Annotated in this window: 27 protein-coding genes; 17 read left to right on the plus strand and 10 right to left on the minus strand. The window is 46.5% G+C overall.

Annotation, left to right across the window (positions count from 1 at the left end; all coding sequences use genetic code 11):
- Window positions 1–496: 496 nt before the first annotated feature.
- A complete protein-coding gene (locus AB6E85_RS06450; protein ID WP_372141923.1) occupies window positions 497–1,033 on the minus strand; it encodes an AAA family ATPase in 537 nt (178 codons plus the stop codon).
- A gap of 30 nt (window positions 1,034–1,063) precedes the next feature.
- Complete coding sequence (locus AB6E85_RS06455) at window positions 1,064–1,705, minus strand: DUF2959 domain-containing protein (RefSeq protein WP_372141925.1); 642 nt, start codon at window positions 1,703–1,705, stop codon at window positions 1,064–1,066.
- A 204-nt stretch (window positions 1,706–1,909) separates the two neighbouring features.
- Between AB6E85_RS06455 and AB6E85_RS06460 the strand changes: the two genes are divergently transcribed.
- The 3 genes from AB6E85_RS06460 to AB6E85_RS06470 are packed head-to-tail and all read left to right on the plus strand — an operon-like array spanning window position 1,910 to window position 4,209.
- Window positions 1,910–2,851 (plus strand): virulence factor BrkB family protein, encoded by a 942-nt coding sequence (locus AB6E85_RS06460; protein ID WP_019826491.1) that lies wholly within the window; start codon window positions 1,910–1,912, stop codon window positions 2,849–2,851.
- The gene (gene dtd / locus AB6E85_RS06465; protein WP_372141927.1) at window positions 2,823–3,257 is read left to right on the plus strand and encodes a D-aminoacyl-tRNA deacylase; all 435 of its coding nucleotides are present in this window, start codon (window positions 2,823–2,825) and stop codon (window positions 3,255–3,257) included. Before AB6E85_RS06460 ends, dtd begins: the two co-directional genes overlap by 29 nt.
- Before the next feature lie 16 nt (window positions 3,258–3,273).
- Window positions 3,274–4,209, plus strand: coding sequence for a bifunctional GNAT family N-acetyltransferase/hotdog fold thioesterase (locus tag AB6E85_RS06470; protein ID WP_017065806.1), 936 nt, complete (start codon window positions 3,274–3,276; stop codon window positions 4,207–4,209).
- A 58-nt stretch (window positions 4,210–4,267) separates the two neighbouring features.
- Here the strand turns inward: AB6E85_RS06470 and AB6E85_RS06475 are convergent, their stop codons facing one another.
- From AB6E85_RS06475 to hslR, 4 genes are all read right to left on the minus strand, one after another.
- Window positions 4,268–6,238, minus strand: coding sequence for an AsmA family protein (locus AB6E85_RS06475; RefSeq protein ID WP_372141928.1), 1,971 nt, complete (start codon window positions 6,236–6,238; stop codon window positions 4,268–4,270).
- A 154-nt stretch (window positions 6,239–6,392) separates the two neighbouring features.
- Window positions 6,393–8,018, minus strand: a complete 1,626-nt coding sequence (gene pckA / locus AB6E85_RS06480) for a phosphoenolpyruvate carboxykinase (ATP) (RefSeq protein ID WP_017062492.1) — start codon at window positions 8,016–8,018, stop codon at window positions 6,393–6,395.
- Between the two features lie 337 nt (window positions 8,019–8,355).
- Entirely contained in the window at window positions 8,356–9,249 is an 894-nt protein-coding gene (gene hslO / locus AB6E85_RS06485) for an Hsp33 family molecular chaperone HslO (protein WP_372141929.1), read from the minus strand.
- Window positions 9,250–9,267: 18 nt separating this feature from the next.
- Window positions 9,268–9,654, minus strand: coding sequence for a ribosome-associated heat shock protein Hsp15 (hslR, locus tag AB6E85_RS06490; RefSeq protein WP_048607611.1), 387 nt, complete (start codon window positions 9,652–9,654; stop codon window positions 9,268–9,270).
- Window positions 9,655–9,985: 331 nt separating this feature from the next.
- On the opposite strand from hslR, the gene gspC reads away from it, so the two are divergent.
- The 12 genes from gspC (at window position 9,986) to AB6E85_RS06550 (ending at window position 21,498) form a co-directional block, all read left to right on the plus strand.
- A complete protein-coding gene (gene gspC / locus AB6E85_RS06495) occupies window positions 9,986–10,867 on the plus strand; it encodes a type II secretion system protein GspC (protein WP_050652711.1) in 882 nt (293 codons plus the stop codon).
- Window positions 10,868–10,908: 41 nt separating this feature from the next.
- Window positions 10,909–12,930 (plus strand): type II secretion system secretin GspD, encoded by a 2,022-nt coding sequence (gene gspD, locus AB6E85_RS06500; protein WP_372141931.1) that lies wholly within the window; start codon window positions 10,909–10,911, stop codon window positions 12,928–12,930.
- A complete protein-coding gene (gspE, locus tag AB6E85_RS06505; RefSeq protein WP_372141932.1) occupies window positions 12,930–14,432 on the plus strand; it encodes a type II secretion system ATPase GspE in 1,503 nt (500 codons plus the stop codon). Before gspD ends, gspE begins: the two co-directional genes overlap by 1 nt.
- Window position 14,433: 1 nt before the next feature.
- Window positions 14,434–15,654 carry a type II secretion system inner membrane protein GspF gene (gene gspF / locus AB6E85_RS06510; RefSeq protein ID WP_048661299.1) on the plus strand — a complete coding sequence of 407 codons (1,221 nt, stop codon included), beginning with the start codon at window positions 14,434–14,436 and terminating at the stop codon, window positions 15,652–15,654.
- Window positions 15,655–15,742: 88 nt separating this feature from the next.
- Window positions 15,743–16,186, plus strand: coding sequence for a type II secretion system major pseudopilin GspG (gene gspG / locus AB6E85_RS06515; protein ID WP_017062485.1), 444 nt, complete (start codon window positions 15,743–15,745; stop codon window positions 16,184–16,186).
- A 79-nt stretch (window positions 16,187–16,265) separates the two neighbouring features.
- Entirely contained in the window at window positions 16,266–16,859 is a 594-nt protein-coding gene (gene gspH, locus AB6E85_RS06520) for a type II secretion system minor pseudopilin GspH (RefSeq protein WP_372141934.1), read from the plus strand.
- Window positions 16,846–17,241, plus strand: coding sequence for a type II secretion system minor pseudopilin GspI (gene gspI / locus AB6E85_RS06525; RefSeq protein ID WP_048618578.1), 396 nt, complete (start codon window positions 16,846–16,848; stop codon window positions 17,239–17,241). The genes gspH and gspI overlap by 14 nt, the downstream gene beginning before the upstream one ends.
- Window positions 17,228–17,977 (plus strand): type II secretion system minor pseudopilin GspJ, encoded by a 750-nt coding sequence (gene gspJ / locus AB6E85_RS06530; protein ID WP_086971637.1) that lies wholly within the window; start codon window positions 17,228–17,230, stop codon window positions 17,975–17,977. The genes gspI and gspJ overlap by 14 nt, the downstream gene beginning before the upstream one ends.
- A complete protein-coding gene (gene gspK / locus AB6E85_RS06535) occupies window positions 17,961–19,010 on the plus strand; it encodes a type II secretion system minor pseudopilin GspK (protein ID WP_372141936.1) in 1,050 nt (349 codons plus the stop codon). Before gspJ ends, gspK begins: the two co-directional genes overlap by 17 nt.
- Complete coding sequence (gene gspL, locus AB6E85_RS06540; protein WP_372141938.1) at window positions 18,979–20,208, plus strand: type II secretion system protein GspL; 1,230 nt, start codon at window positions 18,979–18,981, stop codon at window positions 20,206–20,208. The genes gspK and gspL overlap by 32 nt, the downstream gene beginning before the upstream one ends.
- 20 nt (window positions 20,209–20,228) lie before the next feature.
- Entirely contained in the window at window positions 20,229–20,717 is a 489-nt protein-coding gene (locus AB6E85_RS06545) for a type II secretion system protein M (protein WP_061039834.1), read from the plus strand.
- A 1-nt stretch (window position 20,718) separates the two neighbouring features.
- Entirely contained in the window at window positions 20,719–21,498 is a 780-nt protein-coding gene (locus AB6E85_RS06550; protein ID WP_086971629.1) for a type II secretion system protein N, read from the plus strand.
- 103 nt (window positions 21,499–21,601) lie between these two features.
- On the opposite strand, the gene cysQ is transcribed toward AB6E85_RS06550, so the two are convergent.
- The 4 genes from cysQ to AB6E85_RS06570 all read right to left on the minus strand — a co-directional run bounded on the left by cysQ (window position 21,602) and on the right by AB6E85_RS06570 (window position 24,713).
- On the minus strand, window positions 21,602–22,429 hold the full coding sequence (gene cysQ, locus AB6E85_RS06555; RefSeq protein WP_048612454.1) for a 3'(2'),5'-bisphosphate nucleotidase CysQ: 828 nt from the start codon (window positions 22,427–22,429) through the stop codon (window positions 21,602–21,604).
- 36 nt (window positions 22,430–22,465) lie between these two features.
- Complete coding sequence (gene nudE, locus AB6E85_RS06560) at window positions 22,466–23,017, minus strand: ADP compounds hydrolase NudE (protein WP_019826462.1); 552 nt, start codon at window positions 23,015–23,017, stop codon at window positions 22,466–22,468.
- Window positions 23,018–23,305: 288 nt separating this feature from the next.
- Window positions 23,306–23,890, minus strand: coding sequence for a Fe-S biogenesis protein NfuA (gene nfuA, locus AB6E85_RS06565; RefSeq protein ID WP_029405734.1), 585 nt, complete (start codon window positions 23,888–23,890; stop codon window positions 23,306–23,308).
- A 109-nt stretch (window positions 23,891–23,999) separates the two neighbouring features.
- The gene (locus tag AB6E85_RS06570; protein ID WP_372141942.1) at window positions 24,000–24,713 is read right to left on the minus strand and encodes a ComF family protein; all 714 of its coding nucleotides are present in this window, start codon (window positions 24,711–24,713) and stop codon (window positions 24,000–24,002) included.
- Window positions 24,714–24,806: 93 nt separating this feature from the next.
- On the opposite strand from AB6E85_RS06570, the gene bioH reads away from it, so the two are divergent.
- Together bioH and AB6E85_RS06580 are read left to right on the plus strand one after the other, a co-directional pair.
- A complete protein-coding gene (bioH, locus tag AB6E85_RS06575; protein WP_372141943.1) occupies window positions 24,807–25,583 on the plus strand; it encodes a pimeloyl-ACP methyl ester esterase BioH in 777 nt (258 codons plus the stop codon).
- A gap of 174 nt (window positions 25,584–25,757) precedes the next feature.
- A complete protein-coding gene (locus AB6E85_RS06580; RefSeq protein WP_048618565.1) occupies window positions 25,758–26,231 on the plus strand; it encodes a hypothetical protein in 474 nt (157 codons plus the stop codon).
- Window positions 26,232–26,284 lie beyond the last annotated feature (53 nt).

The raw sequence follows: 26,284 nt of genomic DNA on the forward strand, positions 1-26,284 counted from the left end.
GCTAACAAGCCATAAAGAAAGCCCCGAGTAGCCTAGCTGCTCGGGGCTTTTGTTTTTTTTAGTTTGTTTAGATTCGAGTAAACGAGATGCGGGATACGAAGAGCGTATTTAGGCTGGAGATAGTCAGCCACTAAGAGGGTGACTATCTTTGGTACCCGTTCTCTTTTATCCATTTCCTGTCATCGAATCGTCATTCCAGAATTGAGGAGCGAGATATCAGGAATCTTTTTACGGGGTAGAAGAGATTCCCTATCAGGCTCGTGCCTAGCTGTAGGGAATGACGGAAGTCTGTTTGGTGGTTACAAATAAACGAGGTGTGGGGTACAAAGAGCGCGTTTAGACGAAGATAGTCAGGTACTAAGAGGGGGAGTATCTTCGGTGTCCGTTCTCTTTTATCCATTGCCTGTCATCGAATCGTCATTCCAGAATTGAGGAACGAAATATCTGGAATCTCTTTTCGATATGCACAGGCGGCAGGCAAGAGATGTTCACTAAGCTAGAGAGCAGCTTTTATTGCTAAGTAACTTTCAATGAACTGCACTCGTTCCGCGACCGATATAAACGGCACTTCAACAACCTCATAACCAAGTTCTTGATAGACTGTTACTAACGCGTGGTGAATCTCTAGCGCCTCTTCAAACGGATAAGGTCTCACATCATCTTGTACATAAATTGAAGCCTCAGGACGACAGAACAACACTTGGGGGTGGTAACCTTGGCTCGCATCTCGGTAGGTTGTGTTTATCTCTAGTTTCGCCTGAGCCAAATAGCCACAAATGTCTGGAATGGCACGATCGAGAAAGGCAACTGGATGCTGACTGGCTTGGTCTTTTTGTTCGCTCATGACGGTTAAACATAGGCGAGCAAAGCCCGGAAGGTCTAACCAAGGTAAGATACCGTTCTCAAGTTGGCTCTGCTGTTCGATTAACTGGCGAGAGGACTCAGCGAAAGTGGGGTAACCCGCATCACCCAAGGCATTGATCAATGTGGTTTTTCCGGCGCCAGGGCCGCCAGTAATAATGATTGGGTTCATACGGGCTTATCTTATTTGTGTCTACGGGCGTTATTTCTGGTTCAGTTGAGCAAGGAATTTATCCGATTCGGCGATCGCAGCATTCATTTGTTCTATTGCGTAGGCGATGTCTTTTTCTAAGCTCATAAACTCACCCTGCAGTGAACCGACAGCGCTCGCATTGAGGTTGTGCTTCAAGTAAAGCGTGTTGTCGCGAAGGGTGTTGAGCACAGGGTCCATTTTCTTCTCGGCGCGCTTCATTGCTGACAGCATCGTTTGGTAAGACGATTTAGTTTCACGAAGCTTTTGCTCGCTCGAGCGGCGCAGTGAATCACTGGTGTAGAGATCTAATTCACTCTGCCACTCTTCAAACAGCGCATCGGACACATCTTCAATCGCAGCAATGCGATCACTGACATTTTGTGCGGCTTTCTCGCTGTCTTGGTATTTATCATTAATCTTGTTGTACATGTCTTCAAGGTCGCCGCCACTGAAATTAGTCAGGCTACTCAAGGCTTCAAGTGCGCTAGTAAACTCTTCCTGAGCATCCTGCTGCGACTCTTTAGCGTCTTCCACTCTATCGACCATAATGTCACGCTTGTGGTAACCCACTTGCTCCATTGCGGAGTAATAAGCTGATTGGCATCCAGTAAGAGTAAAAATAGAGAGGACTATAACTATTAAATAAGGCATCCTAGTTTCCTATAGTTAAATGATATCAATCGTAGTAAATAACTGCTTAACCTAGCTTGTTAAAATGCTCGATAACGGCGTTAGAATTTTTGATTGTAGAATAACTACTTATCAAAAAATTTGCCTTGTTCTCAAGCCTTTTTCCTGCGCTATTTTTGAACATTTACTTACTGTGATTAATATGTCGGAATATTAATTAGGACTATGAACGAGTTACAAGGGAGTTACAAGTTGAAGATAAAAAAGGTCGCCACACTCAGTATTCAGTTTTCTCGCTACCTTTTAGCGCGGATGACGCACGATAGAGTCAATGTGAATGCGGGCTACTTGGCGTACATTACCTTGCTCTCGATCGTACCGATGCTGACGGTTCTGCTCTCTATCTTGTCGTCATTCTCCATCTTTGCTGATGTTGGTATCGTGATTCAAAACTTCGTTATTACCAACTTTGTTCCCGCGTCTGGGGATGCGGTGCACGGCGCCTTGTTAGAGTTCGTTGCCAATACCGGAAAAATGACGGCGGTGGGTAGTGTGTTCTTATTTATTGCAGCGCTGATGCTGATCTCGAATATTGATAAGAACTTAAACTACATCTGGCGTGTCGACGAGAAGCGTCGTGCGGTGCTGTCTTTCTCTATGTACTGGATGGTGCTCACGCTTGGACCTATTCTAGTTGGGGCGAGCATTGCAGCCACTTCTTATGTGACATCATTGAGCTTGCTGCAAAACGAAGTGGTGTCTGGCGCCTTTAATACCGTGATTCGCAAACTTCCTTTGATTCTCTCTTTCTTTGCGTTTTTCGGTCTGTACCTGTTGGTTCCCAACAAAAAGATACACTTTTCTCATGCGGCTGCAGGTTCTCTAGTGGCGGCTCTGTTGTTCGAACTCAGTAAGAAAGGTTTCGCGGCTTACATAACTCAATTCCCTTCTTACCAGTTGATTTATGGCGCATTAGCGGCAATACCAATTCTTTTTGTATGGGTTTATTTGTGCTGGTTGATTGTGCTGGTGGGTGCTGAGGTGACCGCTGCATTGGGTGAGCAGGAACAGTGGAGTGACTCGAAAGAAATGGTACACTCGTCGGATAAAGACAAAATCACAGAGCAAGGAAACAACAGTGATAGCACTGATCCAGAGAGTAAGTGAAGCTGCCGTCCGTGTTGATGGCGAAGTAGTTGGTGAGATTGAGCAAGGCTTATTGGTTCTGTTAGGCGTAGAAAAAGGTGATGACGAAGCCAAAGCCAAACGTTTGATGGAACGAGTGACCACTTATCGTGTCTTTGGAGATGAAGACGATAAAATGAACCTCAACGTGAAGCAGGTAGAAGGTAAGGTATTAGTGGTGTCTCAATTCACTCTGCCGGCCGATACCAAGAAAGGGACTCGAGCAGGGTTCTCTCGTGGTGCTCACCCAGAAGATGCTGAGCGTCTTTACAACTATTTCTCTAACCAGTGTGAATCAGTGTTGCCAACGGAACGTGGCCGATTCGCTGCCGACATGAAAGTGTCTTTGGTTAATGATGGCCCAGTGACATTCTGGCTGCAGGTTTAGGCTTAAAGGAATAAGCATGTTTAAACTCATAACACCAACCACCGAAAATCAGCTAAACAAGTATTACCATTTTCGTTGGCAAATGCTCCGTGAACCTTGGCGAATGCCGGTAGGTTCTGAGCGCGATGAATATGACCCAATGAGTCACCATCGCATGATTGTTGATGGTCGCGGTCGCCCGATGGCGATTGGTCGTCTGTATATCACCCCAGATCTGGAAGGTCAGATCCGCTACATGGCGGTGAAGAAATCTCGCCAAAGTAAAGGCATGGGTTCGTTGATTCTAGTCGCACTTGAGTCATTGGCTCGCCAAGAGGGTGCTAAGCGCTTGGTGTGTAATGCACGTGAAGATGCGATCTCATTCTATGAGAAGAATGAATTTGAACGTCGCGGTGAGATTAACGATCAACGTGGCCCTGTGCGTCACCAACAGATGGTTAAGCATCTTGACCCAATGGCAGACGTTCTGCGTAAGCCTGAGTGGTGTAATGAGCTTCAGCAGCGCTGGGAACATCAGATCCCGATCAGTGACAAGATGGGCATCAAGATCAACCAATACACGGGTTACCAATTTGAGTGTAGTGCTCAGCTGAATCCTAACTTGAACCCGCATAATACCATGTTTGCAGGCTCTGCCTTTACCTTAGCGACCTTAACTGGTTGGGGGATGACTTGGTTATTGATGAAAGAACGCGGGCTGACCGGTGATATCGTGCTGGCAGACAGTAATATTCGTTATCGTCACCCGGTTGAGCAAAACCCTGTTGCCTCTACTTCATTGGATGGGATCAGTGGTGACTTGGACCGCCTTGCGTCAGGAAGAAAGGCACGTATCATCATTCACGTGACCATTCATAGCGGCGATGTGGAAGCGGTAGAGTTTACGGGAACCTATATGCTGATCCCTGACTACAAAAAGCGATTATCAACAGACTCCAACGTAAACGTATAGCTGACACTGGCTAACAGATACAGATACAGATACAGATACAGATTAAAGATACAAGGCGCTACTCCTGTGGAGTGGCGCTTTTTTGTTGGCAGTCGTTAATCTCCGAATACTCAGCTTGGGTGAGCTTTCCTGAGATTTGATGGCATGGGTCCGATAGGGTAATCGAGAGGGTGTGTTGCTCGGCTTTAAGCAAGTCGAGTTCTCCAGAAGCCTCGCCATTGAGCGTTTGAACCCTTTGTTCGCCTTGCTCTGCTGCTGATGCACCAATAATGTGCATCGGTTCGAGAGTGAAGCGCCCACGGTCAAAATGCGCATTAAGCTCTGGAATTTCAAACACGTTATCAGTCGATGTTTCAGAAAGCTTGTCATTAAAGGTCATCACACCCTGGCGAACGCTGCCAGTGAGTTGCCCTGTGGTTGAGTAACCGAGCATCAGAGAGTCGCCATATAAACCTGCGGCTTGAAGTTCAAACTCGCCATAACCGGTTGCATCGAGTGGTAATTCAAGTCGCTGCAGCATAGGCGCTATCGGTAACCCATCGGCAGAAATATCTAAGCTCCATGGCTTGCTGATTTGGTTAAAGTCGAGTGTTGCATTGGCTTCAATGTAGCCATTCCTGAGTGGTGCAAACAGACGTGTCAGCGACCATTTCCCTTGTTCGCTATTCATCTCAACCACAGGCTGTGCGCTGAGAATATTTTGATAGCTGGCATCATTGGCGCTCGCCATCAGCTTCCCTTGCCACAGGCCTAGCTTTCTATCTTGCAGCAGCTGGACTTGATGCCCCTCGACATGTAATCCAGAGACCTGCCAGTAAGGTTGTTGTGCGAGTTGGATAAGTTGGCTGCGTTCTATGTTAAGTCGGTTAATCTCGACGTTCTGGAGTTGTGTAAGCCAAGGTATTAGTCGAGCTACGACTAGAGGGCTATCTTGGTTTTCGGTAATCCACTTGATCCCTTGCAGGTCGAGCTGCGCTAATTCAATATTGCTAGGGGTGACTTCGCCATTGAGCTGAACAGTGCCTTGTAGGAATTGAGTATAGAAATCCTCAATCAGAATCCGGTTTGCTTCTAGGTTGAGCTTTAGGCTTGGCTCGATGAACATGTCATCATCAATGGTCACTCCTTCTGCTTGCAGAGAGAAAATGGCTTTCTGTTGTTTCCAGATTTCAAAAGGCAGTTGGATATTTTCTAATGAGGCATCAAAGGCTGCGAGGTGGCCATCTTGCCACTCTACGTCACTACGTAGAATATCTAAGCTATTGATGTGATTGATCTGAATACCTGCCACATCCCACTCTTTGCTTATTAGGCTTTGGGTCTGTTTCTGATTGAGTCGTAAGCCATCGACGGTCACATTCACCAACGACCAATCTTGTTGATACTGCTCTGCTTGTCCGGAAATCTTGGCGCCACGCCAGTCAAACGAAGCACCATAAAGGGTGCTGTCACTCGGCTTGAGGTCTAGGTCAATCAACAGGTTATCGAATGCTTCACCTTGCCAATACAGTTGTGAGGCAGAGAGTTGGGTTTTTCCATAAGGGAGAAGTGAATTGTCGTTGTTCCATTTTGGGTCGGAGATCTGCAGGTCGATGCCTCGCGCATTAAACTCTGGCGTCGAAAAGTCGAGATTGTTGATAGCCAGCTGGTGGAGCTTGATGTTTGGCTGGGTAAATAAAGAAGTCAGTGTTTTTAGATCGTCTGCCTCTAACTGCAGGCCACTGATCAAAACAGATTCAAAGACCAGTTTGGCCTCTGTCATCGAGCTGGGGCTGAACCAAAGATCGATCTTGTCGATATACAGAGGTGTCTGCTTTTCTGGTTGGCTTTGGGTGATGCCCATTAAGGTGATGTGATAAGGCGCCTGATACTCAACATCTTCAATAAGTACAGGTTGTTCAATCGTATGTTTGATAAAAAAGTTAGCAACATCTGCACGGTATTGGGTCTGCAGGCTTAATAGCAACGCTGCGATAGTTGCAACGGCGATAGCCAACACAATGCCGAACACCATGAATACCTTTTTCATTCCCTGAAAGCCTTAAATTTCAATAGTCTCAAAACAGAGTGGAACAAAAAGGGGCAAGCAGCAACAAAAAAGCCCCTCAAAAGAGGGGCTTGCTACAAAAATATCACTTTAAATTGGGCGTTCGCTTTTGGCTAAGCCCGAGCAGATGATTGGGTTAGTCCAGTTGAGGGCCAGCCGCAACCAGTGATTTACCTTCAGCGTTGTCTGTGTACTTATCAAAGTTGTTGATGAAGCGCTCGGCTAGATCTTTCGCTTTGCTTTCCCATTGTAGAGGGTCAGTGTACGTATCGCGTGGGTCAAGGATTGCTGGGTCAACATCGTGAAGCGCTAGAGGCACTTCTAGGTTAAACATAGGGATAACCTTAGTTTCAGCGTTGTCGATTGAGCCATCTAGGATAGCGTCGATGATGCCGCGAGTATCTTGGATAGAGATACGTTTACCAGTACCGTTCCAACCTGTGTTCACTAGGTAAGCTTCAGCGCCAGCCGCTTCCATACGCTTCACAAGCACTTCAGCGTATTGAGTTGGGTGAAGAGTTAAGAATGCCGCACCAAATGCCGCAGAGAACGTTGGTGTTGGTTCAGTAATACCACGCTCAGTGCCCGCTAGTTTCGCAGTGAAGCCAGATAGGAAGTGGTACTTCGTTTGCTCTGGAGTCAGTTTAGAAACGGGTGGTAGTACACCGAATGCATCAGCAGTCAGGAAGATAACCTTTTGAGCGTGACCGGCTTTTGATACTGGCTTGACGATGTTGTCGATGTGGTGAATTGGGTAAGAAACACGAGTGTTCTCAGTTTTTGAACCGTCATCAAAATCGATAGAACCATCACCACGAACCGTTACGTTCTCTAGTAGTGCATCACGACGGATTGCATTGTAGATTTCAGGTTCTGCTTCTTTAGATAGACGAATAGTCTTCGCGTAACAACCACCTTCGAAGTTGAAGATACCATCGTCGTCCCAACCGTGCTCATCATCACCGATTAGCTCACGTTTAGGATCGGTTGAAAGCGTAGTTTTACCTGTACCAGATAGGCCGAAGAATATCGCTACATCGCCTTTCTCGCCTACGTTTGCACTACAGTGCATTGAAGCAATACCTTGCAGAGGAAGTAGGTAGTTCATCATTGCAAACATGCCTTTCTTCATCTCACCGCCGTACCAAGTACCACCGATGATTTGAACGCGCTCTGTTAGGTTGAAAGCAACGAAGTTTTCAGAGTTTAGACCCTGCTTTTCCCAGTTAGGGTTAGTTGTTTTAGCACCGTTCATTACCACGAAATCAGGTTCGAACGTTGCTAGCTCTTCGTCAGTTGGACGAATGAACATGTTCTTAACGAAGTGCGCTTGCCACGCTACTTCAGTGATAATACGTACACTTAAGCGCGTATCAGGGTTAGCACCACAATAACCGTCGATGACAAACAGGCGCTTGCCAGATAGCTGAGTTGTCACAAGCTCTTTCAGCTCATTCCATACTTCAGTTGTAATCGGTTTGTTGTCATTTTTGCCTTGATCTGACCACCACATGGTATCGCGGGTCGTGTCATCTTTAACAATGTACTTATCTTTTGGTGAGCGGCCAGTAAAGATACCAGTGTCTACCGCAACAGAGCCTAGTTCCGTTACTACGCCTTTTTCGTAGCCTTCCAAACCTGGCAGTGTTTCTTCAACGAATAACTGCTCGTAGCTAGGATTACGAAGAACTTCAGTAACGCCAGTCAGTCCGTGCTTAGTTAGATCAATTTGTGCAGCCTTTGTATGTTCCATAACGGTCATAGGTGCTCCTTGTAGGATATTTTGTAGGGATTTTGTATTAATTTTTTATTGTTATCTGCTCACCATGCTAGCAACGAGACTCGGGGGAAACAGGGATACAGCTCAAAAAATATCCATATTAACCATGGGGTTTTAAGCGCCTCGTCACATATTGGCCCAACTAGTCTATCCTGTACGCAAACCTTTGCGCTAGGGGCGAGAACATTATTAATTGATTAAAATTAAGCGGTGATTTTATTACGAGATGTTACGGAGTTTGCGCTATTTTGATCACAAAAAAGGCCAGCTGAGTGCTGACCTTTTTGGGGTAAATTACGTGTTTTTGGTACGCCGTAAATTAATGAACCGTATTGCTGCCTTTATCTGCTGCTTCTGCGTACAGTGCATCAACATCATTCTTGTCGAACGAGTAGTTTGTGCCACAGTAATCGCAGTGTAGACCAACGCTTCCTTCGGTGCTTAGGATGTCGTAGATCTCTTCTTGAGCAACAGTAATGATTGCTGCTGCACTTCGATCACGTGAACAGCCACAGAAGAACTCAACCGGTTGTGGTGTGAATAGCTGTACTTTCTCTTGGTTGTACAAACGGTAAAGCAGTTCGTTCGCTTCTAGAGTGAATAGCTCTTCGTTTTTAACGGTGTCTGTTAGTTGCTCTAGGTGTTCGAAGTCGTCTGGAGTACCAGTACCATCAGGCATTACTTGTAGCAACATACCAGCAGCGTATGCTTTGCCTTCATGCTCACCAGTGCGCAGCCATAGACGAGTCTTAAGCTGTTCAGAGTTAGCGAAGTAGCCTTCAAGCACTTGTGCAAGCGTGTCACCTTCAAGACCAACGATACCTTGGTAACGTTCACCTTTCTTAGGATCGATGGTGATCACTAGGTGACCTTTACCCATTAGGTCATGTAGACCTGCGTCGTCTGCGATATCGCCTTCAAAGCGAGCAACACCACGGATCTTCTGATCGTGATCGCCATTGATAACTGCTAGAGATACTGGGCCGTCACCTTGCAATTGCATCGTGATCGAACCTTCAAACTTTAGGGTCGCAGTTAATAGCGTTGTTGATACCAATAGCTCACCCAGTAGTTTTTGCACTGGTGCTGGGTATTCCTTGCTAGAAATAATTTGTTGGTACGCTTCATCCATTTGTACCAATTCACCACGTACTGATAGGTCTTCAAATAGGTAGCGATTTAAAACATTACTTGTAGACATTGGGTCTGCCATTTGGCTATTCCTTCTAGCTTATTGATGCTTGAACTTGATGATGTCACGACGTTGCTTCTTATCAGGGCGACGCTCTGGAGCTGGGTTATGAGCATTCAGTTTACGTTGTGTCGCAAACTCTTCTCTTTTTGCCAAACTCTCGGTGGTTTCTTCATAGAGGGTTTGAGCGATCGGAGCTCCACCACGATGGGCTGAGATTTTCTCGATCGTTACCGTCTTTTCTTCATTACCTTGGCGCAGTGTAATCACAGCCCCAAGTTCGACAATTTTACTTGGCTTGCTGCGCTGACCATTATAGTGGACTTTACCACCATCGACCATGTTGCGAGCAATAGACCGGGTTTTGTAAAAACGAGCTGCCCACAACCATTTATCGAGTCTGACAGCTTCATTAGCAGTTTTCATATAGGGCTGTGCCTTATTAAGTGAGAAATGAATGCGGTTTAACTGTAATGAACAGTGCGCAACATGTTTTTGATGATGCTTATCACATTAAGTAGAAGCTTAAAGTGGAGGCGGTTGTCATTTTTTTCAAGTCATAATACAAAATAGCCATGTTATACCGATTTATCGATTTGCTATGGTATAGTTCAGGATCTTATTGCTTAAATAAGCTTGGTATCGAACGAATGAATAAAAAAGCTGAAAGTTTAATGATTTGCAGCGTTTGTCGTCATGAAAAGGGACTAGGAAAGTGAACTTTTTAGAGCTCAAGAATCGCGTGGGGAGTTCTCCTATGTTGAGCCGCTTATTAGAGAATGGAATTTTACTTCAGCAGAAACTAAGCCTAGCGACCTGCTGTGTATTGATTGCAACCTCCGCATGGATTTTAGGACAGCTTGCATGGTTTATCGAACCTGCCGAGCAAACCGTCGTGCCTTGGGTAGCAACGGCTTCATCGTCTTCAGCACCTCAATCGACCCTTGATATCTCTTCTTTGCAGCAGAGCAACATGTTTGGTGCTTATAACCCAAGCACGCCCGCTGTGGTTGAACAGCAAGTTATCCAAGATGCGCCTAAGACGCGTTTAAACCTCGTTTTAGTGGGCGCAGTCGCGAGCTCAAATCCAAAACTGAGCTTAGCAGTGATCGCCAATCGCGGCACGCAAGCGACCTACGGGATTAATGAAGAGATTGAAGGCACCCGAGCCAAGCTAAAAGCGGTATTAATCGATCGCGTAATCATTGATAACTCAGGACGAGACGAAACCTTGATGCTTGAAGGTATTGAGTACAAGCGTCTGGCCGTATCAGCGCCTGCTGCACCTCGTAGCTCTTCTTCAGTTCGTGGTAATAACCCGGCTTCTGCAGAAGAGAAGCTTGATGAAATTAAAGCGAAAATAATGAAAGATCCGCAACAAATCTTCCAATATGTTCGACTGTCTCAGGTGAAGCGCGACGATAGCGTTATTGGTTATCGTGTGAGCCCTGGCAAAGATTCAGAACTTTTTAACTCAGTAGGGCTCCAAAACGGAGATATTGCTACTCAATTAAATGGTCAAGACCTGACTGACCCCGCCGCTATGGGCAACATATTCCGTTCTATCTCCGAGCTGACAGAGTTAAACCTCGTCGTCGAGAGAGATGGTCAACAACATGAAGTGTTTATTGAATTTTAAAACTTTGCGTCTAACGAAGGACGAAAGTGTAGGAGAAGTACGTGAAGCATTGGTTTAAGAAAAGTGCATGGTTATTGGCAGGAAGCTTAATCTGCACACCCGCAGCCATCGCGAGTGATTTTAGTGCCAGCTTTAAAGGCACTGATATTCAAGAGTTTATTAATATTGTTGGTCGTAACCTAGAGAAGACCATCATCGTTGATCCATCGGTGCGCGGAAAAATCGATGTACGCAGCTACGACGTATTGAATGAAGAGCAATATTACAGCTTCTTCTTAAACGTATTAGAGGTGTATGGCTACGCGGTCGTTGAAATGGACTCGGGTGTTCTTAAGATCATCAAAGCTAAAGATTCGAAAACTTCGGCAATCCCTGTTGTTGGTGACCGTGATTCGATCACTGGCGATAGCGTAGTGACACGGGTAGTGACGGTTCGTAATGTATCGGTTCGTGAACTTTCTCCTCTGCTTCGTCAACTGAACGACAATGCTGGCGCGGGTAACGTTGTGCACTACGACCCAGCCAACATCATCCTTATTACAGGCCGAGCGGCGGTAGTAAACCGTTTAGCTGAAATCATCAAGCGTGTTGACCAAGCGGGTGATAAAGAGATTGAAGTTGTTGAGCTAAAGAACGCTTCAGCGGCAGAGATGGTGCGCATTGTTGATGCTCTAAGTAAAACCACAGATGCGAAGAATACGCCTGCATTCCTACAACCTAAACTGGTTGCCGATGAACGTACCAATGCGATTCTTATTTCTGGTGACCCTAAGGTTCGTAGCCGCCTAAGAAAGCTAATCGAGCAGCTTGATGTCGAAATGGCAACCAAGGGCAACAACCAAGTTATTTATCTTAAGTATGCAAAAGCAGAAGACTTAGTCGATGTACTGAAAGGCGTGTCGGATAACCTGCAACAAGAGAAACAATCATCAACCAAAGGCAGTTCATCGCAACGCAACCAAGTAATGATCTCAGCTCACAGTGATACCAACTCTTTGGTAATTACAGCGCAGCCAGACATCATGAATGCTCTACAAGATGTTATTGCCCAGTTAGATATTCGTCGTGCTCAGGTATTGATCGAAGCCTTGATTGTTGAAATGGCAGAAGGTGACGGCGTTAACCTTGGTGTGCAATGGGGTAATCTAGAAACGGGTGCAGTGATTCAGTATGGCAATACAGGAGCATCGATTGGTAATGTTATGGTTGGTATAGAAGAAGCAGAAGACCAAACTAGTACTGAATATTACACTGATAATAATGGCAATCGAGTTCCATATAGCGTGACTGAATCTGGCGACTATTCAACCTTAGCCTCAGCTCTTTCAGGCGTTAATGGCGCTGCAATGAGTGTGGTGATGGGCGACTGGACTGCATTGATCAGTGCGGTAGCAACCGATTCCAACTCAAATATCCTATCTTCTCCAAGTATTACCGTAATGGATAACGGCGAAGCGTCGTTCATTGTGGGTGAAGAGGTCCCGGTTCTAACTGGTTCAACGGCAGGTTCAAGTAACGATAACCCATTCCAAACGGTTGAACGTAAAGAAGTGGGTATCAAGCTAAAAGTAGTCCCACAAATCAACGAAGGTGACTCAGTTCAGCTGCAAATAGAACAAGAAGTATCGAACGTATTAGGCGCAAATGGCGCGGTTGATGTGCGTTTTGCTAAGCGTCAATTGAATACGTCGGTGATTGTTCAAGATGGCCAAATGTTGGTGCTTGGTGGCTTGATTGACGAGCGTGCATTAGAGAGTGAATCTAAGGTGCCATTCTTGGGTGATATCCCAGTGCTAGGGCACTTGTTCAAATCAACCAGTACTCAGGTTGAGAAAAAGAACCTAATGGTATTCATTAAGCCAACCATTATTCGTGATGGCATGACGGCGGATGGTATCACTCAGCGTAAATACAACTTCATCCGAGCTGAGCAGTTGTACAAGGCTGAGCAAGGTTTGAAACTGTTGGATGACGATAATATCCCTGTATTGCCTAAATTTGGTGCCGATATGAATCACCCGGCTGAAATCCAAGCCTTCATCGATCAAATGGAAACAGAATAATGGCTGAATTGGTAGGGGCGGCACGTACTTATCAGCGCTTGCCGTTTAGCTTTGCGAATCGCTACAAGATGGTGTTGGAGTATCAGCACCCAGAACGTGCGCCGGTGCTTTATTATGTGGAGCCTCTGAAATCGGCAGCGATCATTGAAGTAAGCCGTGTGGTGAAAAATGGCTTCACGCCACAAGCGATCAACGCAGACGAATTTGATAAAAAACTGACCGATGCTTATCAGCGTGACTCGTCGGAAGCTCGTCAGCTAATGGAAGACATTGGTGCCGACAACGACGATTTCTTCTCACTAGCAGAAGAGCTACCACAAGACGAAGACTTGCTCGAATCGGAAGACGATGCGCCAATCATCAAGTTAATCAATGCGATGTTGGGTGAGGCGATCAAAGAAGGTGCTTCGGATATTCATATCGAAACCTTTGAGAAGTCACTGTCTATCCGTTTCCGTATTGATGGTGTGTTACGTGATGTGTTAGCGCCGAGCCGTAAACTGGCTCCGCTGTTGGTTTCGCGTGTAAAGGTTATGGCTAAGTTGGATATTGCAGAAAAACGCGTGCCACAGGATGGTCGTATTTCTTTGCGTATCGGTGGCCGAGCGGTCGATGTTCGTGTATCAACCATGCCTTCTTCGCACGGTGAGCGTGTGGTAATGCGTCTGTTGGATAAGAACGCTACTCGTCTAGACCTGCACAGTTTAGGCATGACGGCTGAGAACCACGAAAACTTCCGTAAGCTTATTCAGCGCCCACACGGCATTATCTTGGTTACCGGTCCTACGGGTTCTGGTAAATCAACGACCTTGTACGCTGGCCTGCAAGAACTCAACAGTAACGAGCGAAATATCTTAACCGTTGAAGATCCAATCGAATTTGATATTGATGGTATTGGCCAAACGCAGGTAAACCCTAAGGTTGATATGACCTTTGCGCGTGGTTTACGTGCCATTCTTCGTCAAGATCCCGATGTGGTAATGATTGGTGAGATACGTGACTTGGAGACCGCAGAGATCGCTGTTCAAGCCTCTTTAACCGGTCACTTAGTAATGTCGACTCTTCACACCAATACGGCAATCGGTGCGATCACGCGTCTGCGTGATATGGGCATCGAACCCTTCTTGATCTCCTCTTCGCTGCTGGGTGTTTTGGCTCAGCGCTTGGTTCGCACCCTGTGTAACGACTGTAAAGAACCTTACGAAGCGGATAAAGAACAGAAAAAACTGTTTGGGTTTAAGAAGAAAGACAGCCTGACGCTTTACCATGCCAAAGGGTGTGAAAGCTGCAGCCACAAAGGCTATCGAGGCCGTACCGGTATTCATGAGCTATTGATGATTGACGATTCGGTGCAAGAGCTGATTCATAGTGAAGCTGGCGAACAGGCGATTGAGAAAGCAATTCGTGGCACAACACCAAGTATTCGAGATGATGGCTTGAGCAAAGTTCTGAAAGGGGTAACGTCCCTAGAAGAAGTGATGCGCGTGACCAAGGAAGTCTAGTATGGCGGCATTTGAATACAAAGCACTGGATGCGAAGGGTAAAAGCAAAAAGGGCTCGATTGAAGCGGATAACGCTCGTCAGGCTCGCCAACGCTTAAAGGAACAAGGCTTGATGCCGGTTGAGATGACCGAAGCTAAGGCCAAAACTGCGAAAGGTGCTCAGCCTTCGACCAGCTTTAAGCGTGGTATCAGCACGCCAGACCTTGCTTTGATTACTCGCCAAATTTCCACCTTGGTGCAATCAGGCATGCCGCTAGAAGAGTGTTTGAAGGCCGTTGCCGAGCAATCTGAAAAGCCACGTATTCGAACCATGTTACTGGCGGTTCGTTCGAAGGTAACGGAAGGTTATTCGCTAGCCGATAGCTTGGCTGATTACCCTCACATCTTTGATGAACTGTTTAGGGCCATGGTAGCAGCTGGTGAGAAATCAGGTCACTTAGATGCGGTATTGGAGCGACTGGCCGATTACGCAGAAAACCGTCAGAAGATGCGTTCTAAGTTGCTGCAAGCGATGATCTACCCTGTGGTGCTGGTGGTGTTTGCGGTGACGATTGTTTCGTTCCTGCTGGCAACCGTGGTACCTAAGATCGTTGAACCAATTATCCAAATGGGCCAAGAACTTCCTCAATCGACACAATTTTTATTGGCATCGAGTGAATTTATCCAGAATTGGGGCATCCAATTACTGTTGTTGATCATCGGTGTGATTGTGTTGATTAAGACCGCGCTGAAAAAGCCGGGTGTTCGTATGAGTTGGGATCGCAAGCTATTAAGCATTCCACTCATCGGCAAGATCGCGAAAGGGATTAATACCTCTCGTTTTGCACGAACACTCTCTATCTGTACCTCGAGTGCGATTCCTATCCTTGAAGGGATGAAGGTGGCGGTAGATGTGATGTCGAATCACCATGTGAAGCAGCAAGTACTGCAGGCGTCAGACAGTGTTAGAGAGGGGGCAAGCCTACGTAAAGCGCTCGATCAAACCAAACTCTTCCCTCCAATGATGCTGCATATGATCGCCAGTGGTGAGCAGAGTGGTCAGTTGGAACAGATGCTGACAAGAGCGGCGGACAACCAAGACCAAAGCTTTGAATCGACGGTGAATATCGCGTTAGGTATCTTTACGCCAGCACTTATCGCTTTGATGGCAGGCTTGGTGCTGTTCATTGTGATGGCGACTCTGATGCCGATGCTTGAAATGAATAATTTGATGAGTGGTTAATCAACTGCTCATAAGACGTTAGTTTTTGGATTAACGAGAAGAAGGACATTATTACCTTCAACTCGCTGTCTGTAATTTGGAGAAAATAATGAAAAACAGAATGAAGAAACAATCAGGCTTTACTCTACTCGAGGTGATGGTTGTTGTGGTTATCCTTGGCGTATTGGCGAGCTTTGTTGTACCTAACCTATTGGGCAACAAAGAGAAGGCTGACCAACAAAAAGCCATCACTGATATCGTGGCGCTAGAGAACGCGCTAGATATGTACAAACTGGATAACAGCGTTTACCCAACAACGGATCAAGGTCTTGATGCATTGGTTTCTAAGCCAAGCAGCCCAGAGCCTCGCAACTACCGCGACGGTGGCTACATCAAGCGTCTGCCAAACGACCCATGGGGTAACGAGTACCAATACCTAAGCCCTGGTGATAACGGCACTATCGATATTTTCACTCTTGGTGCTGATGGCCAAGAAGGTGGTGAAGGTATTGCTGCGGATATCGGCAACTGGAACATGCAGGATTTCCAATAAGCTTCAGCTTATTGTTTGATTCGTTATTGTCGTTTGAAACGTTATTGATGGTAGGACGTAAACAGATGGAGTCTACAAGGTGAAAACTAAGCAAACACAGCCAGGTTTCACCTTGATTGAGATTCTTTTGGTGTTGGTATTACTGTCAGTAACGGCGGTCGCGGTGATCGCGACCATTCCTACCAATAGCAAAGATGTTGCTAAAAAATACGCTCAAAGCTTTTATCAGCGAGTTCAATTACTCAATGAAGAGGCTATTTTGAGTGGTTTGGATTTTGGCGTTCGTGTTGATGAAAAGAAATCGACCTATGTACTGATGGCGCTTAAGTCTGAAGGCTGGCAAGAAGTCGACTTTGAAAAAATTCCCTCTTTAACTGAATTACCGGAAGAACTCGCATTGTCACTGACCCTAGGTGGTGGCGCATGGGAAGACGATGATCGGTTGTTCAACCCAGGAAGCTTGTTTGATGAAGATATGTTTGCTGATCTTGAAGAGGAAAAGAAGCCGAAACCACCACAGATCTACATCTTGTCGAGTGCTGAAATGACGCCATTTGTATTGTCGTTTTATCCAAATACCGGAGACACCATACAAGATGGTTGGCGAATTCGAGTATTGGACAATGGTGTGATTCGACTGCAAGAACCGGGAGAAGAAGATGAAGAGGAATAACCGTTCTCCTTATCGTTCTCGTGGTATGACCCTTGGTTCTCGAGGAATGACGCTGCTTGAGGTATTGGTTGCGCTCGCTATCTTTGCGACTGCCGCGATCAGTGTGATTCGTGCTGTCACTCAGCACATCAATACCCTCAGTTATCTCGAAGAAAAAACCTTCGCTGCTATGGTCGTTGATAATCAAATGGCTTTGGTGATGCTGCATCCTGAGAAGCTAAAAAAAGCGCAGGGCACACAAGAGTTGGCCGAGAGAGAGTGGTTTTGGAAGGTCACGCCAATCGATACTAGCGATGATTTATTAAAGGCGTTTGATGTGAGTGTGGCAACCAGTAAACAAGCTTCTCCAGTGGTCACGGTGCGCAGTTATGTGGTTAATTAAAAGCATGTGGTCAACTAAGAGCATGTTCGCCAATAAGCGTGTGCCTCGTAAACAAGGACTATCTTCGAAAGGGAGAGGCTTTACCTTAATTGAGGTTTTGGTCTCGATCGCTATCTTTGCCACGTTAAGCATGGCGGCTTATCAGGTAGTCAATCAGGTTCAGCGCAGCAACGAGCTTTCAATCGAGCGCAGTGCTCGTTTAAATCAACTGCAACGTAGCTTAGTCATTTTAGATAATGATTTTCGCCAGATGGCGGTACGACAATTTCGTACCAACGGTGAAGAAGCATCATCTAAGCTGATCTTAATTAAAGAGTATTTACTGGATTCCGACAGCGTTGGCATCATGTTTACTCGCCTTGGCTGGCATAACCCACAGCAGCAGTTTCCTCGCGGAGAAGTCACCAAAGTGGGTTACCGCATTAAAGAAGAAACGCTTGAGCGTGTGTGGTGGCGTTACCCCGATACCCCTGCAGGTCAAGAAGGTGTGATTACGCCTTTGCTTGATGATGTTGAAAGCTTGGAATTCGAGTTTTATGACGGAAGCCGCTGGGGGAAAGAGTGGCAAACCGACAAATCGCTACCGAAAGCGGTAAGGTTGAAGCTAACCTTGAAAGATTACGGTGAGATAGAGCGTATTTATCTCACCCCAGGTGGCACGCTAGATCAGGCCGATGATTCTTCAAACAGTGACTCTTCAAGTAGTAATGAGGGGAATAATGACTCATCGAACTAATAAGCTTGCACTGTCAAGGTCTGCCATGGGGCGCAAGCAGCGTGGTGTTGCGCTGATCATTATCCTGATGCTACTGGCGATCATGGCAACCATCGCTGGCAGTATGTCGGAACGCCTGTTTACTCAATTCAAGCGCGTTGGCAATCAATTGAATTACCAACAGGCTTACTGGTACAGCATTGGTGTAGAAGCGCTGGTGCAAGACGGTATTAGGCAAAGCTACAAAGACAGTGATACCGTCAACTTGAGTCAACCATGGGCATTAGAAGAACAGGTATACCCATTGGATTATGGTCAAGTTAAGGGCCGTATTGTTGATGCTCAGGCATGTTTTAATCTCAATGCGTTGGCTGGTGTGACGACGACTTCAAGTAACCAAACACCTTATTTAATTACGGTTTGGCAAACCTTGTTGGAAAACCAAGATGTTGAGCCTTATCAGGCCGAGGTTATCGCACATTCAAGCTGGGAATTTGTTGATAGTGATACCCGAACCACCTCTTCAGCAGGTGTCGAAGACAGTACTTATGAGGCGATGAAGCCATCTTATTTGGCAGCGAATGGCTTAATGGCCGATGAGTCCGAGCTACGCGCGGTTTATCAAGTCACGGGTGAGGTGATGAATAAGGTTCGCCCCTTTGTTTGTGCTCTGCCGAGCGACGATTTCCGTTTGAATGTGAATACTCTTACGGAAAAGCAGGCGCCGTTATTGGAAGCGATGTTTGCCCCCGGCTTAAGTGAATCGGATGCCAAACAGCTGATAGACAAACGCCCATTCGATGGCTGGGATACGGTGGATGCGTTTATGGCTGAACCTGCCATTGTGGGTGTGAGTGCCGAAGTCAGCAAAAAAGCGAAAGCATATTTAACTGTAGATAGCGCCTATTTTGAGCTAGATGCAGAGGTATTAGTTGAGCAGTCACGTGTACGTATACGGACGCTTTTCTATAGTAGTAATCGAGAAACAGTGACGGTAGTACGCCGTCGTTTTGGAGGAATCAGTGAGCGAGTTTCTGACCGTTCGACTGAGTAGCGAACCACAAAGCCCTGTGCAGTGGTTAGTTTGGTCGACAAGCCAACAAGAAGTGATAGCAAGTGGCGAACTGTCTAGCTGGGAGCAGCTTGATGAGTTAACGCCTTACGCTGAAAAGCGCAGCTGTATCGCTTTATTGCCGGGAAATGAATGCTTAATTAAGCGTGTTGAGATCCCGAAAGGTGCTGCTCGCCAGTTCGATTCTATGCTGCCGTTTTTATTAGAAGACGAAGTCGCACAAGATATCGAAGACTTACACCTGACTATTTTAGATAAAGACGCAACGCTCGCGACAGTGTGTGGTGTCGATCGTGAATGGTTAAAGCAAGCGTTAGACCTGTTTCGCGAAGCCAATATTATCTTCCGTAAGGTGTTGCCAGATACACTGGCCGTGCCTTTTGAAGAGCAAGGTATCAGTGCATTACAGATCGACCAGCATTGGCTATTACGCCAAGGCAATTATCAAGCGGTATCGATCAGCGAAGCATGGTTACCGATGTTTTTGCAAAGTGATTGGGTTGTTGCTGATGACGAAGAGCAAGCGACGACTATCTTCAGCTACACCACGATGCCGAACGAAGACATTCAACAGCAAAGCGGCGCGAATTGGCAAGCAAAGCCTGCTGAATTGGTAATGTCTTTGCTGAGCCAACAAGCGATCACAAGCGGCGTAAATTTACTGACTGGCACCTTTAAAACCAAATCTTCATTCAGTAAATATTGGCGTGTATGGCAGAAAGTCGCGATTGCTGCTTGTTTGCTGGTGGCTGTTATTGTGACTCAACAGGTGTTGAAGGTTCAGCAATACGAAGCTCAAGCACAAGCCTACCGCATGGAGAGTGAGCGTATCTTTAGGACTGTGCTGCCAGGTAAACAACGTATTCCGACGGTGAGCTACCTTAAGCGCCAGATGAACGATGAAGCCAAGAAATATGGCGGCTCAGGCGATGGTGACTCTTTGTTGGGGTGGTTAGCGTTGCTGCCGGAAACCTTAGGTCAGGTGAAATCAATTGAAGTCGAAAGCATTCGCTACGATGGTAATCGTTCTGAGATTCGACTTCAGGCGAAAAGTTCTGACTTCCAACATTTTGAGACCGCGAGAGTGAAGCTAGAAGAGAAGTTTACCGTCGAACAAGGTCCATTAAACCGTAATGGCGATGCCGTATTTGGCAGCTTTACTCTTAAACCCCATCAATAACCTGCGTAAGGAGATCAGTGATGAGAAATATGATTGAGCCACTCCAAGCGTGGTGGACTTCAATAAGTCAAAGAGAGCAACGATTAGTTATTGGTTGCTCAATTCTATTGGTGGTCGGTGTCGTTTATTGGGGGTTAATCCAGCCACTCAGTCAGCGAGCTGAACTCGCGCAGAGCCGTATTCAAAGCGAGAAGCAACTACTGGCTTGGGTAACCAATAAAGCCAATGAAGTGGTTGAGCTAAGAGGCAGTGGCAGCATCAGTGCGAGTCAACCTTTGAATCAATCTGTGCCTGCTTCTATGCGTCGCTTTAATATCGAGCTGATACGTGTACAACCACGTGGCGAGATGTTGCAAGTGTGGGTAAAACCTGTGCCTTTTAATAAGTTCGTTGACTGGCTTACATACCTGAAAGAAAAACAGGGTGTTGAGGTCGAGTTTATGGATATTGATCGCTCTGATAACCCTGGGGTTATTGACGTCAACCGACTACAGTTTAAACGAGGTTAATGTGAAACGCGGTTTATCTTTTAAGTATGGCCTGCTCTTCAGTGGCATCTTTATCGTCTTTTTCTCGGTTAGCTTGTTGCTGCACTTGCCGGCTTCTTTTGCTCTCAAGCAGGCACCTGCTGTACGCGGTTTGAGTATCGAAGGCGTTGAGGGCACCGTTTGGCAAGGCAGCGCCAACAATATCGTGTGGCAGCGCATTAATTACGGTTCAGTACAGTGGGACTTCCAGTTTTCTAAGTTATTTCAAGCCAAAGCAGAACTAGCGGTTCGTTTTGGTCGTAACAGTGACATGAACTTATCAGGTAAAGGGCGTGTCGGGTACAGCATGAGCGGCGCGTATGCAGAAAACTTAGTGGCTTCAATGCCTGCTATGAACGTGATGAAATACGCTCCAGCCATTCCGGTCCCAGTTTCTATTGGTGGACAAGTTGAGCTGACGATTAAGCATGCGGTTCACGCTCAGCCTTGGTGTCAATCTGGCGAAGGTACACTGGCTTGGTCTGGTGCTGCAGTCGACTCTCCTGTTGGTTCGCTAGACCTTGGCCCTGTGATTGCAGACATAACCTGTGAAGACAGCACCATTGCAGCGAAAGGCACTCAGAAGAGCGATCAGGTAGACAGTGAGTTCTCAGCGAGCGTAACACCTAACCAACGCTACACTTCGGCAGCATGGTTTAAGCCGGGTGCGGAATTCCCGCCAGCGATGCAGAGTCAGCTTAAGTGGTTGGGCAACCCTGATAGCCAAGGTAAGTACCAGTTTACTTATCAAGGGCGTTTTTAGCTAAACAGCTAAGAGCTACTAAATTACGAGATATAAAAAACGGGCACCTCATTGAGGTGCCCGTTTTGTTTGAATCATTAGAGCTACAGCGAAGCAAATTCGCCTAGTCTTTACCTTGTAAGATCTCTGCCCACGGTAAGTCTGCATCACCGAGTACAATGAAGTTCGGGTTTTCTAGCGTTTCTCTTTCATTGTACGAAAGCGGCTCTAGTTGAGTACTTAAGATACGTCCGCCAGCTTCTTCAACAATGCACTGTGTTGCGGCTGTATCCCACTCTCCGGTTGGTCCAAGGCGCAGATAACAATCCACAGCACCTTCTGCTACTAAACATGCCTTAAGCGCTGCTGAGCCTAGAGGAACCAAATCATAATTCCATGCTGAGCTCATACGGCTAGTGATGCGATTGATGTCTTGGCGACGGCTGATCGCCATGGCGATTGACTGGTTTGGCAGCTCGTGACGATGCGTTTTGATTTTCACGCTGTCATTAAGGTCTGGGATCTTCCAAGCACCTTTGCCACTGTAAGCGTAATAGCTCACACCAGAAACGGGTGCGTATACCACCCCCATTACTGGCTTGTTATGTTCGATTAGGGCGATAATTGTCGCGAAATCACCACTACGTGCGATGAACTCCTGGGTACCGTCCAGTGGGTCAACTAACCAGTAGCGATCCCACTGAGAACGTTGCTCTAGGCTGATGTCCGCAGCTTCTTCAGACAACACTGGAATATCAGGCGTGAGCTCACTGAGTTTTTTCGAGATCAGCTTATGCGCTGCTAGATCGGCACTGGTGACAGGTGTGTCATCACTCTTGGTGAACTCTTCGTAATCTTTTTTCTCGTAGATCTCTAAGATGAGTTGGCCAGCAGAGCGAGCAATCTCAATGACAGAGGGTAGGAGGTGAGACAAATCTTTTGTTATTGGCATAAATGTTCTCTTACTCTTAGAGCGAGCCTGAATATTCTAGTTATTGTTTAATACACGAAGGCTTAAAAGCAGGGCTGTAATACTACGAGCCTCACAGAAATCGAGATGTGTTAACAGTTCTTCGGCTTGAGCAAGTGGCCAGCGCACAATGTCGAGTGGCTCTGGCTCATCACCTTCTAGCTTTTCTGGGTAGAGGTCTTCTGCGATAAACAGCGTCATTTTGCTAGAGAAGTAAGAGGGCGCAAGGATCACTTCCTTTAGCGGAGTCAGCTTGTTGGCACCGAAGCCAATCTCTTCTTTAAGTTCGCGAACGGCGGCTTCGTTTGGTTGCTCGCCTGGGTCGATAAGCCCTTTCGGAAAGCCCAGTTCATAGCGCTCTGTGCCCGCTGCGTACTCACGCACCAACAGAATATCGCCTTGTTCAGTAATCGGAACCATCATTACTGCGTTGCGGCCGCTAGGCTTCATGCGTTCGTAAGTGCGCTGTTCGCCGTTTGAAAAGCGTAAATCGAGAGACTCGATAGAGAATAGTTTTGATTGAGCGACAGTTTGCTGAGCCAAAATCTCTGGCTTGGTCCTTTTTGTCATTGCGCTCGCTCCTTAGCTCATTGGAATTCTTTCTTATAAAGTCATTCTAATATAGGGGAAATGACGTTGAGTTCCTAGATCCGAGTTTTCATATCCGAGAATTATTAGAGCAGGAACCGATTGCGATCACTTGAATACCTTACTTAAGATGGTAACCAACCGAGAATTCGGGTTATTTCGTTTAGGAATACAAGAGCATAGGGGGAGCGTATCCACTTAGCCCTAAAACAAAAAAGGTTGATGCTTGCGCATCAACCTTTTTAATCAGTGATTCTACTAACTGAGTAATTAGTAGTAAGAGTGCTCACCACGATCGTGCTCAGTTGCGTCACGAACAGCAGTCAGTTCACCTTCGAATTGTTGAAGAAGTTCTTTCTCGATGCCTTCTTTTAGCGTTACATCAACCATAGAACAACCGTTACAACCGCCACCGAATGCAACGATAGCAGCACCGTCTTCAGTGATTTCTACCAAGCTAACGTGACCACCGTGACCAGCAAGCTGTGGGTTAACCTGTGTTTGGATTGCGTATTCAACGCGTTCTACAAGTGGTGCATCATCAGATACTTTACGCATTTTAGCGTTTGGTGCTTTAAGCGTTAGTTGAGAGCCCATTTTGTCAGTCACGAAGTCAATCTCAGCTTCGTCTAGGAATGGTAGGCTTAGTTCATCTACGTATGCAGAGAATGCTTCGAAAGAAAGCTTTGTATCAGACGCTTCGATAGCATCTGTTGGGCAGTAAGAAACACCACACTCAGCGTTTTGTGTGCCTGGATTTACCACGAACACACGAATGTTTGTACCTTCAGGCTGCTGTGACAGCAGATTGGCAAAGTGAGTTTGAGCTGTTTCTGTAATAGTAATATTTGACACGACGAATACCTGAGTAGATTTGTAGGTTATTAGCGCCATTCTACTCCTGTCAGATTTGTAATTCAGCCCTTTTTTGTTGGATTGCTGTACAAGTAGTGATTCACAGCTTTTATCCAGAGGGCTCAGGAGTGCGGCAGATGCAGTAAATATCAATCCTTTTAACGCCCACTTCAAGTAGTAATTGGCATAATTGATACACAGTACTGCCGGTGGTTACAACATCATCAATTATCGCGACGTGAGAGGGGATAGTTCCTTGAAAGTCTTGTTTTCGCAGCGCAAAAGCGCTCTTTAGATTGTGTAATCGTGCGGATTTAGTCAGCCCCTGCTGCGAAGCCGTTGAGCGAATTCGACGAAATAACACATCACTTTTAACGCCAAGCTCTTGAGACGTGTAGTTGGCTAACAGCTGACTTTGGTTAAAGCCGCGGTGAGTGTATCGGCGCCAATGCAGCGGTACGCTGGTGATCAGCGGAGCAGGATGTTCGATACGTGATGCCAATAGCTTAGATAAATCACGTGCAAACCAAAACTTATCAGCGTACTTCATTTGCTGAATATAACTTGCTGTAGGAAAGGTGTAGTCCCCAACGCAATAGAGACGATGCCACGGCGGTGGTTTTGATAAGCACTCGCCACACTGTTCGACAGTGGTCAGTGTTTTTAAGCCACATCGCTGACAGCGTGGTACTGGCTCAAAGAGTTTGAGACAAGAATTGCACCATCGAGGATGTGTGTCACTGGGGAGTTTATCGAGTTTGCACAGGTGGCATTGAGGTGTGACCAGACGTGGTGTGTGTTTTTGTAGCCAATCGGATAACATAGCTCGCGATGCTTTTGGGTTATGGTGTTCCTTTTGCTAACCATACTGAAAAGCGCGGATTATCGCTGATGGAAAAAGTAGGGAATATTGAGAATGAGTGACGCGTTATATTGGCATGTTTCTGGGCAAGGGCCTGATTTAGTACTGGTTCACGGCTGGGGAATGAACGGTGCGGTATGGCAACAAACCGTTAATGCATTACAAGCTGATTTTCGAGTGCATGTTGTCGATTTACCAGGGTATGGACACAGTGCGCACTGCCACGCTCAAGATCTTGAAGAGATTGCCCTGCAACTGTTGGCCGAAGCACCAAAGCAAGCGATTTGGGTAGGTTGGTCACTTGGAGGTTTGGTCGCAACGCACATGGCGCTTCATCACTCAGACTACGTGAGTAAGCTGGTGACTGTCGCCAGTTCTCCTAAATTCGCGGCCGCTAAAGAGCCAGTGTTATGGCGAGGAATTCAGCCCAACGTATTAACCGCATTCACCGAACAGCTAGTTGAAGATTTCCAAACCACCATCGAACGCTTTATGGCATTGCAAGCCATGGGTAGCCCTTCAGCAAGGCAAGATGTAAAACAACTCAAGCAAGCGGTGCTGTCTCGCCCGTTGCCGAACCCTGAATCATTATTGGCAGGATTAAAGATGCTGTCGGATGTCGATCTGCGTGAACAACTGCCTGAGATTTCAGTGCCAATGCTGCGCTTGTATGGTCGATTAGATGGATTGGTGCCAATCAAGGTTGCAAAAGACTTAGGCGCAGCCTTGCCTCATACCGAGCAATATATCTTTACTCAGTCTTCACATGCGCCGTTTATGACCGAAGCCGATGCCTTTTGCAGTGAACTGGTCATTTTCGCCCAAAAATAATCGCTAAATTTATCGCCGGCTTGGTCGATATATAATCTAACCAATGCACAGCATGATACTCAGACCTAACTCTCTCCTGAGCTGATTGCGGTAAGTTGGGCTATGCTTGTTGTGCTGACTCACAGTGCAACAGCGTTATAGCAATAACGATGGGCGATTCTTGAGGAGTTCGCGATGATTGTGTCACCTGCAACTGCAGTGAGTGTGCCACTTATCGCCCCGTCCGTTAATGTGCAAACAGAGCAAGTTGCGCGTGATAATAGAGTTCGAGAGCCTGTTGCTCCCGCAGTAGCGTTGGCGAAAACCAATGCAGAGCGAAAGGTTAAGTCGGACGATAAGCGAAGGCAGCAGTCGGCTTGGGATCCTTCAGACCATCCTGGTTATGAAATGGAGAATGAGTCAGAGGCCAATTCGATTAGCCAAGAAGAGCCACAAGATCCTTTTGATAGGTTGTTCAGCTTGTTGGCACTGAGAACATACAGTGCTGACCAAGGAAAGGGCTATACCATGCGTTTTCGCCTGCCAAAGCATGTTTTAGATGCGGCGATTCAGGAGGGACAGATGGAGAAACGACGTAAGGTCATAAAATATCATTATGGTCATGCTGTTGCGCCTCATGCTCCATCAGAGATGCTGGTCGTGTTGTAAATCGAAAACTTATGACCCAACCAAGCTTCGATGTCTTTTTTGAACACTAATAA

The organism is Vibrio sp. 10N.247.311.51 (genome assembly GCF_041467855.1).
In the GTDB taxonomy this organism is placed as follows: Bacteria; Pseudomonadota; Gammaproteobacteria; order Enterobacterales; family Vibrionaceae; genus Vibrio; species Vibrio coralliirubri.

Coding starts and splice junctions, on each gene's coding strand:
- AB6E85_RS06450 (WP_372141923.1), bottom strand. CDS start 1,033: ATGAACCCAATCATTATTACTGGCGGCCCTGGCGCCGGAAAAACCACA.
- AB6E85_RS06455 (WP_372141925.1), bottom strand. CDS start 1,705: ATGCCTTATTTAATAGTTATAGTCCTCTCTATTTTTACTCTTACTGGA.
- AB6E85_RS06460 (WP_019826491.1), top strand. CDS start 1,910: ATGAACGAGTTACAAGGGAGTTACAAGTTGAAGATAAAAAAGGTCGCC.
- AB6E85_RS06470 (WP_017065806.1), top strand. CDS start 3,274: ATGTTTAAACTCATAACACCAACCACCGAAAATCAGCTAAACAAGTAT.
- AB6E85_RS06475 (WP_372141928.1), bottom strand. CDS start 6,238: ATGAAAAAGGTATTCATGGTGTTCGGCATTGTGTTGGCTATCGCCGTT.
- pckA (WP_017062492.1), bottom strand. CDS start 8,018: ATGACCGTTATGGAACATACAAAGGCTGCACAAATTGATCTAACTAAG.
- hslO (WP_372141929.1), bottom strand. CDS start 9,249: ATGGCAGACCCAATGTCTACAAGTAATGTTTTAAATCGCTACCTATTT.
- hslR (WP_048607611.1), bottom strand. CDS start 9,654: ATGAAAACTGCTAATGAAGCTGTCAGACTCGATAAATGGTTGTGGGCA.
- gspC (WP_050652711.1), top strand. CDS start 9,986: ATGTTGAGCCGCTTATTAGAGAATGGAATTTTACTTCAGCAGAAACTA.
- gspE (WP_372141932.1), top strand. CDS start 12,930: ATGGCTGAATTGGTAGGGGCGGCACGTACTTATCAGCGCTTGCCGTTT.
- gspF (WP_048661299.1), top strand. CDS start 14,434: ATGGCGGCATTTGAATACAAAGCACTGGATGCGAAGGGTAAAAGCAAA.
- gspG (WP_017062485.1), top strand. CDS start 15,743: ATGAAAAACAGAATGAAGAAACAATCAGGCTTTACTCTACTCGAGGTG.
- gspI (WP_048618578.1), top strand. CDS start 16,846: ATGAAGAGGAATAACCGTTCTCCTTATCGTTCTCGTGGTATGACCCTT.
- gspJ (WP_086971637.1), top strand. CDS start 17,228: ATGTGGTTAATTAAAAGCATGTGGTCAACTAAGAGCATGTTCGCCAAT.
- gspK (WP_372141936.1), top strand. CDS start 17,961: ATGACTCATCGAACTAATAAGCTTGCACTGTCAAGGTCTGCCATGGGG.
- AB6E85_RS06545 (WP_061039834.1), top strand. CDS start 20,229: ATGAGAAATATGATTGAGCCACTCCAAGCGTGGTGGACTTCAATAAGT.
- cysQ (WP_048612454.1), bottom strand. CDS start 22,429: ATGCCAATAACAAAAGATTTGTCTCACCTCCTACCCTCTGTCATTGAG.
- nudE (WP_019826462.1), bottom strand. CDS start 23,017: ATGACAAAAAGGACCAAGCCAGAGATTTTGGCTCAGCAAACTGTCGCT.
- AB6E85_RS06570 (WP_372141942.1), bottom strand. CDS start 24,713: ATGTTATCCGATTGGCTACAAAAACACACACCACGTCTGGTCACACCT.
- bioH (WP_372141943.1), top strand. CDS start 24,807: ATGAGTGACGCGTTATATTGGCATGTTTCTGGGCAAGGGCCTGATTTA.
- AB6E85_RS06580 (WP_048618565.1), top strand. CDS start 25,758: ATGATTGTGTCACCTGCAACTGCAGTGAGTGTGCCACTTATCGCCCCG.